This is a genomic window from Enhydrobacter sp., from assembly GCA_025808875.1.
GTDB lineage: Bacteria > Pseudomonadota > Alphaproteobacteria > Reyranellales > Reyranellaceae > Reyranella.
This window is the reverse complement of the sequence record CP075528.1, coordinates 4,119,920-4,133,836: the sequence shown is the minus strand read 5'-3', so window position 1 is coordinate 4,133,836 and position 13,917 is coordinate 4,119,920. Positions and strand designations below refer to the sequence as shown.

At 68.4% G+C, this 13,917-nt stretch carries 15 protein-coding genes and 1 tRNA gene; 5 read left to right on the top strand and 11 right to left on the bottom strand.

All coding sequences use genetic code 11. The features are described 5' to 3' along the window. The 5 genes from KIT25_20520 to KIT25_20500 all read right to left on the bottom strand — a co-directional run bounded on the left by KIT25_20520 (position 1) and on the right by KIT25_20500 (position 3,306). Complete coding sequence (locus KIT25_20520) at positions 1–612, bottom strand: histidine phosphatase family protein (protein ID UYN94392.1); 612 nt, start codon at positions 610–612, stop codon at positions 1–3. Continuing rightward, the gene (rsmD, locus tag KIT25_20515) at positions 609–1,175 is read right to left on the bottom strand and encodes a 16S rRNA (guanine(966)-N(2))-methyltransferase RsmD (protein UYN98004.1); all 567 of its coding nucleotides are present in this window, start codon (positions 1,173–1,175) and stop codon (positions 609–611) included. Before rsmD ends, KIT25_20520 begins: the two co-directional genes overlap by 4 nt. Next, complete coding sequence (locus KIT25_20510) at positions 1,175–1,936, bottom strand: rRNA pseudouridine synthase (GenBank protein UYN94391.1); 762 nt, start codon at positions 1,934–1,936, stop codon at positions 1,175–1,177. Before KIT25_20510 ends, rsmD begins: the two co-directional genes overlap by 1 nt. Beyond that, positions 1,933–2,649: a gamma-glutamyl-gamma-aminobutyrate hydrolase family protein gene (locus KIT25_20505; protein UYN94390.1), complete on the bottom strand. Its 717-nt coding sequence runs from the start codon at positions 2,647–2,649 to the stop codon at positions 1,933–1,935. Before KIT25_20505 ends, KIT25_20510 begins: the two co-directional genes overlap by 4 nt. A gap of 147 nt (positions 2,650–2,796) precedes the next feature. Next, positions 2,797–3,306, bottom strand: coding sequence for a DNA starvation/stationary phase protection protein (locus KIT25_20500; GenBank protein UYN94389.1), 510 nt, complete (start codon positions 3,304–3,306; stop codon positions 2,797–2,799). Between the two features lie 66 nt (positions 3,307–3,372). On the opposite strand from KIT25_20500, the gene KIT25_20495 reads away from it, so the two are divergent. Further along, positions 3,373–3,804, top strand: coding sequence for a nucleoside deaminase (locus KIT25_20495; protein UYN98003.1), 432 nt, complete (start codon positions 3,373–3,375; stop codon positions 3,802–3,804). Here the strand turns inward: KIT25_20495 and queG are convergent. Continuing rightward, positions 3,788–4,867: a tRNA epoxyqueuosine(34) reductase QueG gene (queG, locus tag KIT25_20490; protein UYN94388.1), complete on the bottom strand. Its 1,080-nt coding sequence runs from the start codon at positions 4,865–4,867 to the stop codon at positions 3,788–3,790. The two genes, KIT25_20495 and queG, sit on opposite strands and share 17 nt — an antisense overlap. Further along, positions 4,864–5,325 carry a preQ(1) synthase gene (gene queF / locus KIT25_20485; GenBank protein ID UYN94387.1) on the bottom strand — a complete coding sequence of 154 codons (462 nt, stop codon included), beginning with the start codon at positions 5,323–5,325 and terminating at the stop codon, positions 4,864–4,866. Before queF ends, queG begins: the two co-directional genes overlap by 4 nt. Positions 5,326–5,371: 46 nt before the next feature. On the opposite strand from queF, the gene KIT25_20480 reads away from it, so the two are divergent. Together KIT25_20480 and KIT25_20475 are read left to right on the top strand one after the other, a co-directional pair. After that, positions 5,372–6,556 carry an FAD-dependent oxidoreductase gene (locus KIT25_20480; GenBank protein UYN94386.1) on the top strand — a complete coding sequence of 395 codons (1,185 nt, stop codon included), beginning with the start codon at positions 5,372–5,374 and terminating at the stop codon, positions 6,554–6,556. A 52-nt stretch (positions 6,557–6,608) separates the two neighbouring features. Beyond that, the gene (locus KIT25_20475; GenBank protein ID UYN94385.1) at positions 6,609–8,180 is read left to right on the top strand and encodes an ABC transporter substrate-binding protein; all 1,572 of its coding nucleotides are present in this window, start codon (positions 6,609–6,611) and stop codon (positions 8,178–8,180) included. A gap of 1,227 nt (positions 8,181–9,407) precedes the next feature. Here KIT25_20475 and KIT25_20470 read toward each other — a convergent pair. Further along, positions 9,408–10,223 (bottom strand): N-acyl homoserine lactonase family protein, encoded by an 816-nt coding sequence (locus KIT25_20470; protein ID UYN94384.1) that lies wholly within the window; start codon positions 10,221–10,223, stop codon positions 9,408–9,410. Between the two features lie 182 nt (positions 10,224–10,405). Here KIT25_20470 and KIT25_20465 point away from each other — a divergent pair, with 182 nt between their 5' ends. Continuing rightward, positions 10,406–10,675, top strand: a complete 270-nt coding sequence (locus KIT25_20465) for a hypothetical protein (GenBank protein UYN94383.1) — start codon at positions 10,406–10,408, stop codon at positions 10,673–10,675. Positions 10,676–10,704: 29 nt separating this feature from the next. Here the strand turns inward: KIT25_20465 and KIT25_20460 are convergent, their stop codons facing one another. The 3 genes from KIT25_20460 to KIT25_20450 form a co-directional block, all read right to left on the bottom strand. Continuing rightward, the gene (locus KIT25_20460; protein ID UYN94382.1) at positions 10,705–11,334 is read right to left on the bottom strand and encodes a glutathione S-transferase family protein; all 630 of its coding nucleotides are present in this window, start codon (positions 11,332–11,334) and stop codon (positions 10,705–10,707) included. A gap of 102 nt (positions 11,335–11,436) precedes the next feature. After that, the gene (locus tag KIT25_20455; protein UYN94381.1) at positions 11,437–12,306 is read right to left on the bottom strand and encodes an NAD(P)-dependent oxidoreductase; all 870 of its coding nucleotides are present in this window, start codon (positions 12,304–12,306) and stop codon (positions 11,437–11,439) included. Between the two features lie 18 nt (positions 12,307–12,324). Continuing rightward, positions 12,325–13,764 (bottom strand): L-lactate permease, encoded by a 1,440-nt coding sequence (locus KIT25_20450; protein ID UYN94380.1) that lies wholly within the window; start codon positions 13,762–13,764, stop codon positions 12,325–12,327. A 57-nt stretch (positions 13,765–13,821) separates the two neighbouring features. Between KIT25_20450 and KIT25_20445 the strand changes: the two genes are divergently transcribed. Beyond that, positions 13,822–13,897, top strand: a tRNA-Thr gene (locus tag KIT25_20445). Positions 13,898–13,917 lie beyond the last annotated feature (20 nt).

Sequence of the window (13,917 nt, the reverse complement as noted above, 5' to 3'; positions counted from 1 at the left end):
TCACCATTCGCAGCTGATGCGCTCCTCGGCACCCGCGGTGAGGCGGAAGAAGGCGTCCTGCGGCTTCTCCAGCACGAACATCGCCTGGGCGTCGAGGCCGAGATTGAGGCCGCGCACGACGGCGCCGCTCACGCCATGGCCGACGACGACCGCGCGCACGCCCATGGTGGCGACCTCAGCGAGGAACGAGGCCGACCGGCGGCGCAGTTCGAAGTGGGTCTCGCCGCCGGGCGGGCAGAAGCCGTGGGGGTCGGCCTTCCAGTCGGCGAGCGCGTTGGGCGTGTGGGCCTCGATCTCCTTCCAGTTGAAGCCTTCCCATTCGCCGTAGCAGAGCTCGACCAGGCGCTCGTCGTCGCGCCAGTCCTGCGGCGGCAGGTCGAGTTCGCGGCCGATGATGTCGGCCGTTTCGCGCGTGCGGCCGAGTGGGCTGCGCCAGAACACCGTCGGGCCGGGCTTGAGCGCCAGCTCGGCCTTGAGCGCCCGCGCCACCGCCAGGGCCTGGGAGCGGCCGCGCTCGGTCAGGGGCGAGTCCTTGGTGCCCTGCATGCGCCGCTCGGTATTCCAGGCAGTTTCGCCATGGCGCAGCATGTAGAGGGGAGCGACGAGGGTCATGGCGTCATTTTCAGGACGACAATCTTGGCCGCACCGTAGCGACGTTCGTCAATCGCCTCGAAACCGGAAGGCGGAACCAGGTCCTCGTTGGAAGCCAGTTCGACGGTCACAATCGCGTCAGCGGCGATCCAGCCCGCGTCGGCGAGCGCCATTGCCGCCTGGGCGGCGAGACCCGTCCGGTAGGGTGGGTCGAGGAAGACGAGGTCGCAGGGCTCGCGGCCGGGCGGCGGCCGGGTGGCGTCGGCGCGCACCACCTTGGCGCGGGCGGTTTCGCCGAGCTTGCGCAGATTCTCGCCGATCAGCTTGATCGCTGCAGGATCGGTGTCGAAGAAGGTGGCATGCGCTGCGCCGCGCGACAGCGCCTCGAGCCCCAGCGCACCGGAGCCGGCGAAGGCGTCGAGGACGCGCGCCTCGATCAGCGGCGAGGTCCCGTCACTGCGCCAGTTGGCGTGAGCCAGGATGTTGAACAGGGCCTCGCGGGCACGACTCGAGGTCGGCCGCGTCGCAAGCCCCTCGGGCGAGGCGAGGGCACGACCGCGATGCTTGCCCGCGACGATCCTGATCATCGCCGGCGTCGCGGCTTCGCCCAGCCTTGCTTGCGCGGGGACTTGAGTCCCAGCAGCTTGTCGAGCGCCTGCGCCGGCATCTCCTCGATCTGGCCGCGCTCCAGCTCGCCGAGCTGGAAAGGGCCGAAGGCGACGCGGATCAGACGCACCACCGGCAGGTCGAGATGCGCGAGGACCTTGCGCACCTCGCGGTTCTTGCCTTCGGCCAGCGCGATGTCGAGCCAGGCGTTTGAGCGCTGCTGGCGGTCGAGTTGTGCCTTGATTGGGCCATAGCGCACGCCATCGACGGTGAGGCCGTTCTCGAGGCCGGCTAGCCGCTCCGGATCGACCTCGCCATGCACGCGGGCACGGTAGCGGCGCACCCAGCCGTTGGCCGGCAATTCGAGGCGGCGCGCCAGCCCGCCGTCGTTGGTGAGCAGCAACAGGCCTTCCGAATTGTAGTCGAGCCGACCGACCGCGATGGTGCGCGGCATCGACTTGGGCAGGGCGTCGAACACCGTCTTGCGTCCTTGCGGATCGCGCGCCGTGACGAGTTCGCCTGGCGGCTTATGGTAGCGCCACAGCCGCGGCCGGTCGGCGTCGGGCAGCGGCTTGCCGTCGACTTCGATACGGCTCTTGTCGGTGACGACGAAGGCCGGCGTGTCGAGCACCTTGCCGTCGACGGCGACGCGGCCGGCGGCGATCCAGCGCTCGGCGTCGCGGCGCGAGCACAGGCCCGCGCGCGCCAGCCGCTTGGCGATGCGCTCCGACTGGCTCATTTGGCGGAAGCGGCGCCCAGGAAGGCCTTGAAGAGGCGGGTGTCGCCCTCGGAGATCAGGAACTCGGGATGCCACTGCACGCCGATGCAGAAGCGATAGCGCGGTGCCTCGATGCCCTCGATCACGCCGTCGGCGGCCGTGGCGTTGACGATCACGCCGTCGGGCTCGTCGGCCGCAGCCTGGTGGTGGGCGCTGTTCACGGGCAGTTCGTCGGCGCCGACGATGCGATGGAGCTGCGTGCCCTTGGCGATCGCCACCGTGTGGCCGGGCTGGTCGCGCGGGTTGGACTGCTCGTGGGCCAGCGCGTCGGCCACCGCGTCGGGGATGTGCTGGATCAGCCTGCCGCCCAGCACGACATGCAGCAGCTGCTGGCCGCCGCAGATGCCGAGCACCGGCAGGTCGCGCTCGAGCGCACCGCGCGTGACGGCGAACTCGAAGGCGGTGCGGCGATCCTTGGTGACCACGGTGGCGTGTCGCGCACCGCCGTCGTAGTAGGACGGGTCGACGTCGAAGGCGCCGCCGGTCACGACCAGCGCGTCGATGCGCTCGAGATAGTCGCCGACGCGGTCGGGCTCGTGCGGCAGGGCGACCGCGAGCCCGCCCGCCCGGTCGATGGCGTCGAGATAGTTCTGGCGCAGCGCGTACCAGGGAAACTTCGAGTAGCCGCCGGGCTTCTCCACATCCAGCGTCACTCCGATCAGGGGGCGGGGCATGAGCGCAGGATACGCGCTTGTACCACAAAGGGCCACATGGCCGCCGACCAGCCCGACATCCGCAAGCAGGCCGGAGCCGCCTGCCCGCCGCTCGCCGCCCGGGCGCGCGCCCTGCGCCGCAAATGGCGGATGGAGTGAAACGGAGGACTATTCGAGCAGTGCGCGCAGCATCCAGGCGGTCTTCTCGTGCACGTTCATGCGCTGGGTGAGCAGATCCGTGGTTGCCTCGTCGCCGGCCTTCTCGGCGGTGGGGAACACCTTGCGGGCGGTGCGCACGACGGCTTCCTGGCCCTTCACCAGGTCGGCGATCATGTCCTCGGCCGCCGGCACGCCGTCGGTCTCCTCGATGACCGAGAGCTTCGAATACTGGCCATAGCTGCCCGGCGCCGGATAGCCCAGCGCGCGAATGCGCTCGGCGATCAGGTCCACGGCGGTGGCGAGCTCGGTGTACTGGGTCTCGAACATCAGGTGCAGCGTATTGAACATCGGCCCCGTGACGTTCCAGTGGTAGTTGTGCGTCTTGAGGTAGAGCGTGTAGGTGTCGGCCAGCAGGTGGGAGAGACCCGCGGCGATATCCTTGCGACGCTTGGCGTCGATGCCGATGTCGATGGCATAGGGCTGGCTCTTCGCCGCCGTTCTCGCAGCTTTCACGGTCATACCTCTCGGTTGCTCAACTATCGACAGATATGGGAGGAGTCGCGGGCGATGGCAACAGCGTCCCCCATGGAACGGGCACTCGAGCAGGCGCGTGAGGCGGCGCGGCGCGGCGAGGTGCCGATCGGCGCCGTGATCGTCGGTCCCGACGGCGCGGTGCTGGCCGAGGCCGGCAACCGCACCGAGGCCGACCGCGATCCGACCGCCCATGCCGAGCTGCTGGCGATCCGCGCGGCAGCGACGAAGCTCGGCGCGCCGCGGCTGGTCGACTGCGACCTCCATGTCACGCTCGAACCCTGCCCGATGTGCGCCGCCGCCATTTCCTTCGCCCGCCTGCGCCGCGTCTACTACGGCGCATCCGACCCCAAGGGCGGCGGCGTCGAGCACGGCCCGCGCCTCTTCGACCAGCCGACCTGCCATCACCGGCCGGAGGTCTATCCCGGCATCGGCGAACGCGAGGCGGCCGAACTGCTGCGCGCCTTCTTCAAGGAACGGCGCTGAGCGCCCATTCGGCGGCGTCGCGCACCAGTGCCGAGGGATCCGTGGCGAGCTTGCGCAGGGCCGGCACGGCATCGCGGCTGCCGCTGTTGCCCAGCGCATAGGCGACGTTGCGCACGAAGCGGTCGCGGCCGATGCGTTTGACGGCGCTGCCGGCGAAGCGCCTTCTGAAGCCTGCGCCGTCGAGCATGGCGAGCTCGGCGAGGGCGGGGGCGTCGGGGGCCGGCTGCGGCACCAGCCTCGTGTCGCGCGCCTGTCGCGCGAACTTGTTCCACGGGCAGACGGCGAGGCAGTCGTCGCAGCCATAGATGCGGTTGCCGATCAGCGGCCGGAGCTCAGGATCGACCGGGCCCTCGTGCTCGATCGTCAGGTAGGAGATGCAGCGCCGCGCCTCGAGCCGATAGGGCGCGGGGAAGGCCTGTGTCGGGCAGACATCGAGGCAGGCCCGGCACTGGCCGCAATGATCGTCCTCCGGCGTGTCGGACGGCAGCTCGACCGAGAGCAGGATCTCGCCCAGGAACAGCCACGAGCCGAACTGCCGCGACACCAGGTTGGTGTGCTTGCCCTGCCAGCCGAGGCCGGCGGCTCGCGCCAGCGGCTTCTCCATCAGCGGCGCGGTGTCGACGAAGACCTTGAGCTGATGGCGGTAGGTGTCCCAGATGAAGCGGCCCAGCGCCTTCAGGCGGGTCTTCATGACGTCGTGGTAGTCGCGGCCCTGGGCGTAGACCGAGATGGCGGCGCGGTCGCGTTGCGCCAAAACCGCCAGGGGATCGTGCGCCGGCGCATAGTTGAGCGCCAGCGACACCACCGTCCTGGCGTCGCGCCACAGATGCCGCGGATCGGCCCGCCGCTCGTCCTGCTCGGCGAGCCAGCCCATGTCGCCGTGCCAACCCGCGTCGAGGAACTCGCGCAAGCGCCTGAGCCGCTCCTCGCCGGCGACGCCGGCGGCCGCGAAGCCGACGGCGTCGAAGCCGAGCCGCAGCGCCTCGTCGCGGATCGCCTCGCGCAATTCGGCCGGGGTCGCCGGACGCGGCGGCCGCTTGGGAACGGGCGGCTTGCGGCTCATCCGCGGCCACGATAGGCAGCGACACCCTGGTCAGGCAGCCACAGCCCCCGCGGCGGCGCGCCGGTCTGCCAGAACACGTCGATCGGCATGCCGCCGCGCGGATACCAGTAGCCGCCGACGCGCAGCCACCTCGGCGACAGCTCCCTCGCCAGTCGCTGGCCGATCCCGAGCGTCGTCTCCTCGTGAAAGCCCGCGGCGTTGCGGAAGCTGCCGAGATAGAGCTTCAGCGACTTGCTCTCGACCAGCTTCGCGCGCGGTACGTAGTCGACGACGAGATGGGCGAAGTCGGGTTGACCGGTCATCGGGCAGAGCGTGGTGAATTCGGGGGCCGTGAAGCGCACCAGGTACAACGCGCGAGGATCGGGATTGGGTACCGTCTCCAGTCGTGCCTTCTCGGGCGATTCGGGCAGCGCCGCCGGCCGTCCCAGTTGCGTCAGATGTCCGTACTTCTTCGCCATCGCTCGCACCTTCAAATCGCCGGCCATCATATGCTAAGCGGCCACCATGACGTACCGGGTCGCCATCGTGGGAGCCGGCCCCTCCGGCTTCTACGCCGCCGATGGGCTTCTACGCGCAAGACCGGACTTGCGCATCGACCTTGTCGACCGCCTGCCGACTCCCTTCGGCCTCGTCCGCGCCGGCGTGGCGCCCGATCACCAGGGAACCAAGGCGGTCGTGCGGCAGTTCGAGAAACTGCTCGGCCAGCCCGACGTGCGCTTCGCTGGCAATGTCGAGATCGGCCGCGACCTCTCCTGGGACGCGCTGCGCGAGGGCTACGACGCGGTGATCGTCGCCACCGGCATGACGGTCGACCGCAGGCTCGGCGTTCCGGGCGAGGATCTGCCGCATGTCTGGGGCTCGTGGCGCTTCGTCGGGTGGTTCAACGGCCATCCCGATTGCCGCGAAGGACCCGACCTGTCGCGGGTGAAATCCGTGGCCGTGATCGGCAACGGCAACGTGGCGATCGACGTCACCCGTGTGCTGGCCAAGAGCGTCGACGAGATGGCCAGAAGCGACATCGTGCCTGAAGCCGGCGAAGCGATCGCCAAGGCGCCGCTCAAGGACATCTACGTGATCGGCCGACGCGGTCCCGAGCATGCGTCTTTCACCAACAACGAGCTGGCTGAGATGGGTCGGCTCGCCCGCGCCGTCGCGGTGAGCGATGCCAAGGCGCTCGAGGTGCAGGCGCCCGCCGGCGATCCGACGCCCGAGCGGCTGCGCAAGACCAAGAACATCGAGATCCTGAAGGGCTTCTCGACCAACGAGGCCGGAGCCAAGCCGGTCACGGTGCATTTCGTGTTCAACGCCACGCCCAAGGTGATCAAGACCGGGGAAATCGAACTCAGCGGCGGCAAACTGCCCGCCGATCTGGTGATCACCTGCATCGGCTATGCGGGCGAACCCTATCCTCGGGGCGACAACGTCTTTGCCGTCGGCTGGGCGCGACGCGGACCGACCGGCACCATCCCGACCAACCGCGGTGAGGCGCACGCCGTGGCCAGGGAAGTGCTGGCCTGGCTCGAGCAGCGCGATCCCAAGAGCGGGCCCGATCCGATGCCGCCCTCGGTCGACCTCGCCGGCTGGCACAGGATCGACAAGGCCGAGATCGCCGCTGGTCAGGAATTGGGCCGGCCTCGGGTGAAGTTGACCGACTGGAAGGCACTCCTGGGCGTCGCACAAGGGGACTGACGGGGGCGATCGAGCGCCCTAAGCTGGCCACAGAAAAGAGAAGGAGTTTTCCATGCTGACGATCGGTCGTCGTCTGGCGTGTGCGATGGGCCTCGCCGTGGCCTTCGCTGCACCCGCATACGCGCAGAACGTGCTCAAGGTGGCGCTGCATTCCGACCTCAAGATCATCGACCCGGTGTGGACCACGGCGCTGATCTCCACCCACCACGGCTACATGGTCTACGACACGCTGTTCGCCTGGGACGAGAAGCTCGAGGTCAAGCCGCAGATGGTCGACAAGTACGACCTCTCCGCCGACAAGCTCACCTGGACCTTCACCCTGCGCGACGGTCTGGAATGGCACGACGGCAAGCCCGTCACCGCCGAGGATTGCGTCGCCTCGCTGAAGCGCTGGGGCGCCAAGGACTCGGTCGGCCAGAAGCTGATGTCGGTGGTCGCCGAGCTCAGCGCGCCCGACGCCAAGACCATCAAGATGGTGCTGAAGCAGCCCTACGGCCTGGTGCTGATGTCGCTCGCCAAGTCGGGCTCGAACGCGCCCTTCATGATGCCCAAGGCCGTCGCCGAGACCAGCCCCAACAGCCAGATCACCGACGCCACCGGCTCTGGCCCCTTCATTTTCAAGAAGGACGAATGGCGGGCCGGCGAGAAGGCGGTCTATCTCAGGAACCCCAGGTACAAGCCGCGTTCCGAGCCCGCCTCGGGCCTGAGCGGCGGCAAGGTCGCCAAGGTCGATCGCGTCGAATGGCTGGTGATGCCCGACATCCAGACCCAGGTGAACGCGCTGATCAACGGCGAGATCGACATGGTCGAGATCGTGCCGCCCGACCTGCTGCCGCTGATCGCCAAGGACAAGAACCTCAAGACCTTCGTCACCAACCTCGCCGGCCGGCAGTACGCCATGCGCTTCAACGTGCTGCACAAGCCGTTCGACAACGTGAAGGTCCGGCAGGCGGTGCTCTACGCGCTGTCGCAGAAGGAATTCCTCGAGGCCAATATCGGCAACCCGCAGTACTACAAGGAATGCAAGTCGCTGTTCCCCTGCGGTTCGCCGCTCGAATCGACCAAGGGCTGGGAGGACAAGATCGCCGGCAACGTCGCCAAGGCCAAGGCGCTGCTCGCCGAGGCGGGCTACGACGGCACGCCGGTGGTGTTCCTGCACCAGACCGACACGGCGAACCACAACAACCTCGCCACCGTCGGCAAGGCGCAGCTCGAGCGCGCCGGGCTCAAGATCGACCTGCAGGCGATGGACTGGCAGACCCTGGTGTCGCGCCGCGCCAAGAAGGACCCGCCCAATGCCGGCGGCTGGGGCGCCTATTTCACCTCGTGGGGCGCCACCGACGTGCTCAATCCGGTGACGGCCGCCTTCCTCAATGCCTCGTGCGACAAGGGGACGTTCGGCTGGCCGTGCGATGCCGAGCTCGAGAAGCTGCGCGACGCCTTCGCCAACGAGACCGACCTCGCCAAGCAGAAGGCGATCGCCGAGCAGGTGCAGTTGCGCGTGCTCGACTATCCCACGCACGTGCCGCTCGGCCAGTTCACCACGGCGACCGCGCTGCGCACCAACATCACGGGCATCCTGCACACGCCGTCGCTGGCGCTGTGGAACATCGAGAAGAAATAGCAGCTCGACAGCGGCCTCTTCTGCCGGACGGGAGAGGCCATCGGAGCGTTCCGGGAACCCGGCGCCCTGTCCGAGTCCTCTCTCGAAGTGCCGACGATCGTGATTCCGACACCGGGATCCGGTTCGCCGATCAGGCTCCCGCGGCCAGATCGACCTACAAGACTCGCGCAACATCGTTACAACCTGACGGTGGTTGACGGAGACAGGTGACGGTCGACAAGGTCGTGGCTCCAGATGTTGTGTGAGCGGATGCTGGTGCGTCTGGCGGTTCGAGCGCGCCCGAATGCGGCGCCATCCCACTGCGGAAACTGCGGGAACTGCGGAAACAGAAACACCTCACCCTGAGGAGCGGCCCCCTCGAGTTCCCTCGGGGTAAACTCCGGCCGCGTCTCGATCAGCGCGGAGTAAGCTCCGCGCCTTTGGTGGGAACGAGCACCGTGTCTGTTGCCATCCTTCGAGACGCACGCCTTCGGCGCGCTCCTCAGGATGAGGCAGGGACTCGAAGGGCTCATGATGTTGTGGCCTCCGAATAGAATAACGAGAAGAAAACATCCGCGATTCCAGATCTTGTGGTCGGGTGAATTCGTTGCCGGGAGGCACCGTGGGACTCTCAGCGTCAGGCTTTCCTCCCCTTCGCGGAGTCCGCGAAGTCGGTGCCCGCCAGGTGTCACGTGCCTCATGAGCCCTCCGTCGGCGCCTGCCCTGAGCGCAGCGAAGGGTCTGATCCGGATCCCTCGGCTGCGCCTCGGGACAAGCACCTCCCCCGCAGACGGGGGAGGAAGGCGGATAACAAATGAACTTCCGTCTCGTTTTCCGCTTTCGCGATGTTTCACGAAAACGGCGGATAACGGCAGTGACTCCGGCCTTACGTAAAGGGAAGTCAGGATCGAAAACAGGCGCACACATGGACCCAAGCCTACGTGCGTCGCACGCGCCGTTCCAATCTGGTCAACGATTCGCGAATCGCCCTTTGATTCTCCACGACAAATTTTGCGCTGCTTGACCATGCGGATGACGCGAATCAGACGGGCTTTTGACGGTGGGCCCTTTGGGCGAGCGATGTGGAACGCGATCGACATGCGCGCACGCTACGCCAGGTGCGATCGCGGAATCGAATCTGGTCTACCGGGTCGATTTGCGGCCTTGATTCTCCACGCGAATTTCCAGGGCGGTGAACCAACCGCGAGGTGTTCGATAGGTCCGTGGCGACGCCAGCTGCCGTTCGTCTCAATCCAGCCGCACGCAGATCCCCTCCAGCCCCTTCCTCGACGGCGGGTAGCGCTTGGTGACCTCGGCGTCGTGGCCGGGGATCACCATCTCGACCCGGCCCTCCGCGAGCTTCTTCAGCTTGTCATAGCCCGCCAGCATGTCGGCCACCGAGAAGACGATCGAGAACAGCTTGTCGTTGTTGATGCCCCAGAAATAGTGCGAGGCGTCCGACGCCAGCACCAGCCAGCCGTTGCGGGTCATCACGCGCACCGACTGGATGCCCATGGTGTGGCCGCCGATGAGATGCACCGAGAGGCCGGGCGCGATTTCCTCGTCGCCGTCGTGGAACACGACCCGGTTGCCGTAGAGCGCGCGCACCATGCCGACGATGTCCTCGCACTCGTAGGCGTGGCGGAACGGCGCCTTGCACATGTGCCGGCCCGTCGCGAACTGCATCTCCTTGTCCTGCAGGTGGAAGCGCGCCTTGGGGAAGCGGTCCCAGTTGCCGATATGGTCGTAGTGCAGGTGGGTGACGATGACGTCCTCGACCTCCCGGGCGTCGATGTCGAGATGCTTCAGGAGGTCGGCCGGGTTGGTCTTGACCTCGCGGCCGCGGCCCTTGCCGACCTCGGCATTGAAGCCGGTGTCGATCACGATCGGCTTGCCGCCGATCGCCCGCTTGCCGCTCTCGTCGAGCGGGATCGCCACCCAGACGAAATAGTCCATCGGGAAGTCGGCGTCGTGCGGGTCGGGATTGATCTGAACTTCCCATCCCTTGCGCGGCAGATGGGCGTATTTGACGGCATGCACCTCGTAGATGGGCGTCGAACGCATCTTTGTTTCCTTCCCGTGGACGTCGTGGGCCGGAGCCTAGCAAGCGCCGGCGCTCTGGCGCTATAGTTCAGGCATGGCCCGCAAGGACCTCCCCGTGGCGCGGATTGCGACGCGAATTAGCACCCCGGTTTGCCCTGCAAACCGGCGCGTTGCCGTTCGTTCGTCACAAGGGGAGTCCGTCCATGTCCGCCGTGAATTCTTCCGCCGTCCTCGCTCTCAGGCGTAATTCCTCCACCGTCCGCTACTGTTTCGAAGCCGATTCCGAGCCGGGCATCCTGCTGCGCGCGCTCGAGCTGATCGCCAAGCGTGGCCTCGTGCCGGCGCGCGTCATCGCCCAGGCCGATGCCGACCTGCTCTCGGTCGAGATCGAGGTCGAAGGCCTCGCGCCCGACACCGCCGACCATGTCGGCCAATGCCTCGGGCAATTGGTGGGTGTCAGGCACGTGTTCTGAGCCGGGGGTGCGCCCCCAGCCCACCGCGCTCAGGCCGGGAAGTTCTTCTTCCACACTGCCTGGAGCTCGGGCACCTGGTCGGCCTTGCGCGCGATGGCGAACAGCTTGGGCGTCTCGCTCTCGAACCAGCCGCGCTTGGGCCGCCAGCGCGTCATGACACCGATGTAGATGTCGAGCGCCGAGAAGCGCTCGCCGAGGAACCACGGGCTGCCGGCCTCGCCCTCGACCTGCTTCCACAGGCGCTGGGCGTAGCCGTCGACGGCGGCGCGGAAGGAATCGCGCGCGCCAGCGACCGACACGAAGCGCGCGGGATCGTCGGCATAGGTGAAGGTCGGATAGATGTTGGCGACCATGAACACCAGCCAGCGCAGGAACGTCGCCCGCTCCCTGCTGTTCGGTCCCGGCACCAGCGAGTCCTGGCCGGTGAGGTCGGCGAGCAGCAAGGTGATCGCCGCACTCTCGCTCATCACCGCACCGTCGGGCAGGACCAGGGTCGGCACCTGGGCGAGCGGGTTCACTTTCCCGAGCCTGGCGCGTGCGTCGGGTTCCTTGAAGAGATCGCCGACCGCCTCGAAGGCGAAGGGCAGGCCGTACCAGGCAAGCTGCGCCTCGACGAGCGCCGAACCCCAGCCGTTGCGGCCATAGAGCGTGTAGGTCATCCGAACTCTCCACTGTCATCCTGAGCGCAGCGAAGGATCTCACGCCTGCACCAGAATCGTTGGTCGTTTCGCCAGGTCCTTCGCCTCCGGCTCAGGACGACATCACGGCTTCTGCAGCGGCTGGATCAGGCTCGACGTATCCCAGCGGCCGCCGCCGCGCTCCTGGACGCGCTGGTAGAACTGGTCGACCAGGGCGACGACCGGCATCTGCGCCTTCCAGCGCTTGCCCTCGGCCATGGCGATGCCGAGATCCTTGCGCATCCAGTCGACGGCGAAGCCGTAGTCGAACTTGCCGGCGATCATGTTCTGCCAGCGGTTGTCCATCTGCCAGCTCTGCGCCGCGCCCTTGGAGATGGCGGCCATCACCTTCTCCATGTCGAGCCCGGCGCGCTGGCCGAGATTGAGCGCTTCGGCGAGGCCCTGCACGAGCCCCGCGATGCACATCTGGTTCATCATCTTGGTGATCTGGCCCGAGCCCGGCGGGCCGATCAGGGTGATCGCCTTGGCGTAGGACATGGCGACGGGATGGGCCTTGTCGAACGGCGCCTGCTCGCCGCCGCACATCACGGTGAGCTGGCCGTTCTCCGCGCCGGCCTGGCCGCCCGACACGGGCGCGTCGATGAAGTCGATGCCGAGCTTCCTGGCCGTGGCGTGCAGTTCGCGCGCGACGTCGGCCGAGGCCGTGGTGTTGTCGTAGAAGATCGAGCCCTTGCTCATGCCGGCGAAGGCGCCGTCGTCGCCCAGCGCGACCGCGCGCAGGTCCTTGTCCTCGCCGACGCAGCAGAACACGATCTCCTTGCCGGCCGCCGCCTCCTTCGGCGTCCTCGCCGCCTTGCCCTTGTGCTCGCCGGCCCACGCCTCGGCCTTGGCAAAGGTGCGGTTGTAGACCGTCACGTCGTGACCCTTGGCGGCGAGATGCCCCGCCATCGGGAAGCCCATCACGCCGAGACCGAGAAATGCCACCTTGGCCATCGCCTTTTCCTCCGATTTTCACGCCGGCGGAGCATAGAGCAGCACGACGATGGCTGCGACTCCCGTCAGGATCGATGGCAGCGCCAGCGGCCAGGCGCGGCGGTAGAGCGCCGACTCCATGCCGGAGAGACCGAGGATGGCGACGCCCATCGAGACGCGGACCGGCGACAGCATGGTGAGGTTGGCGCAGACCGAGTTCTGCACCGCCGCGATCCACGCCGGGTCGAGTGCCAGCGCGCGGGCGAGCGCGGTCACCATCGGCATCAGCATGGCGTTGGCGGTGGCGCCGCCGCCGGTCAGGAAGCCGCCGACCGCGGCGAAGGCGGGCACGGCGAGGCCGGCGGTGCGGCCCGCCGCGGCGCGCAGGCCCTCGGCGATGTCCTGCGCCATGCCGGTGCCGACATAGAGCTCGGCCATGACGACGAAGGCGACGGTGACGGCGCAGGCGCGCCAGGCGCCGCGCGCGGTCTCGGCGACGACGCGGCCGAGCGGCGCGCGCGCCGACAGCGCCACGACGAGGCCGATCGCCACCAGCCAGAAGCCCGGCGCGTAGAACGGCGGGAAGGCCGGCAGGGTGTCGTAGGGCCGCAGCGCCGCCAGCGGCTTCAGCAGGTCGCGCAGCGGCGGCACCAGGCGGGTGGCGCAGAGCACCAGGGTGAGCGCGACATAGGGCGCGGTGGCGCGCAGGGTCGCGCGCGCACTCGCGGCGTCGGGACGTTCGTCGCGCCAGAAGCGCAGCGCCAGCAGCAGCGCGGTCGAGGCGGCGCCGGCGATCTCGAGGTCGCTGTGCAGGTTGGCGAGCCAGACCAGCGCCAGCAGCAGCGCCGTCCACAGCAGATCGTCGAGCCTCTGCGCCGCCGGCACCGCGACGCCCGCCTCGCGCGCGAAGCGCCAGTAGAGCAGCAGGTAGAAGAGATGGATCGGCACCTGCAGCAGCGCCGAGGCGACGCCGAGCGCGTTGGGCGTCATGCCGGCCAGCGCGGCGCCCAGGGTCGAGCCGATGGCGAGCGCGCCCCACGGCACCAGCGACTGCGAATAGAGGCCGAGCAGCAGCGCCGGCAGGCCGCCGATGCCGAGGCGGGCGAGGGCGGCCAGCGCGATGATGTAGCCGACGCCGAAGCCCGTGACCGATTCGGCGAAGGGCGCCAGCAGGAAGCAGACCGCGAACAGGCGGCGCGGCGTCGCCCCGCCGCCGGCGCCGGCCGCGCCGCCGCCGCGGGCCTGCAGCACGCGATGGAAGAACATGCCGGCGACGATGATCGCCACGACGTGCCAGGAGAGCCACAGGCCGGCCGGGATCTCGCGCGCCAGCAGGTCGAGCGGCGCGCCCAGCACCGCGCCCGCCACGACGATCGTCGCCGAGAGGCCAGCCGTTCCGGCCGTCAGCGCGCCGGCGCGGCCCGACGCCAGCAGCGCGATCACGAGCAGGAGGGGCAGAAGCGCCAGCGCCGTCGACATGGGGCGCTTCTATAGCGCCTTGCGCGGCCGCGGGCTTTCCCCTAAACCCGCCGCCGTGCCCCGATAGCTCAGCTGGTAGAGCACGTCATTCGTAATGATGGGGTCGGCGGTTCGATTCCGTCTCGGGGCACCACTACCCAGCCTAAGCTTTTG

Excerpts from the sequence above, each read along its gene's own strand:
- KIT25_20480 (UYN94386.1), top strand. The coding sequence starts at position 5,372 with ATGACGTACCGGGTCGCCATCGTGGGAGCCGGCCCCTCCGGCTTCTAC.
- KIT25_20460 (UYN94382.1), bottom strand. The coding sequence starts at position 11,334 with ATGACCTACACGCTCTATGGCCGCAACGGCTGGGGTTCGGCGCTCGTC.
- KIT25_20495 (UYN98003.1), top strand. The coding sequence starts at position 3,373 with ATGGAACGGGCACTCGAGCAGGCGCGTGAGGCGGCGCGGCGCGGCGAG.
- queF (UYN94387.1), bottom strand. The coding sequence starts at position 5,325 with ATGGCGAAGAAGTACGGACATCTGACGCAACTGGGACGGCCGGCGGCG.
- queG (UYN94388.1), bottom strand. The coding sequence starts at position 4,867 with ATGAGCCGCAAGCCGCCCGTTCCCAAGCGGCCGCCGCGTCCGGCGACC.
- KIT25_20455 (UYN94381.1), bottom strand. The coding sequence starts at position 12,306 with ATGGCCAAGGTGGCATTTCTCGGTCTCGGCGTGATGGGCTTCCCGATG.
- KIT25_20450 (UYN94380.1), bottom strand. The coding sequence starts at position 13,764 with ATGTCGACGGCGCTGGCGCTTCTGCCCCTCCTGCTCGTGATCGCGCTG.
- KIT25_20475 (UYN94385.1), top strand. The coding sequence starts at position 6,609 with ATGCTGACGATCGGTCGTCGTCTGGCGTGTGCGATGGGCCTCGCCGTG.
- KIT25_20520 (UYN94392.1), bottom strand. The coding sequence starts at position 612 with ATGACCCTCGTCGCTCCCCTCTACATGCTGCGCCATGGCGAAACTGCC.
- KIT25_20500 (UYN94389.1), bottom strand. The coding sequence starts at position 3,306 with ATGACCGTGAAAGCTGCGAGAACGGCGGCGAAGAGCCAGCCCTATGCC.
- KIT25_20510 (UYN94391.1), bottom strand. The coding sequence starts at position 1,936 with ATGAGCCAGTCGGAGCGCATCGCCAAGCGGCTGGCGCGCGCGGGCCTG.
- KIT25_20470 (UYN94384.1), bottom strand. The coding sequence starts at position 10,223 with ATGCGTTCGACGCCCATCTACGAGGTGCATGCCGTCAAATACGCCCAT.
- KIT25_20505 (UYN94390.1), bottom strand. The coding sequence starts at position 2,649 with ATGCCCCGCCCCCTGATCGGAGTGACGCTGGATGTGGAGAAGCCCGGC.
- KIT25_20465 (UYN94383.1), top strand. The coding sequence starts at position 10,406 with ATGTCCGCCGTGAATTCTTCCGCCGTCCTCGCTCTCAGGCGTAATTCC.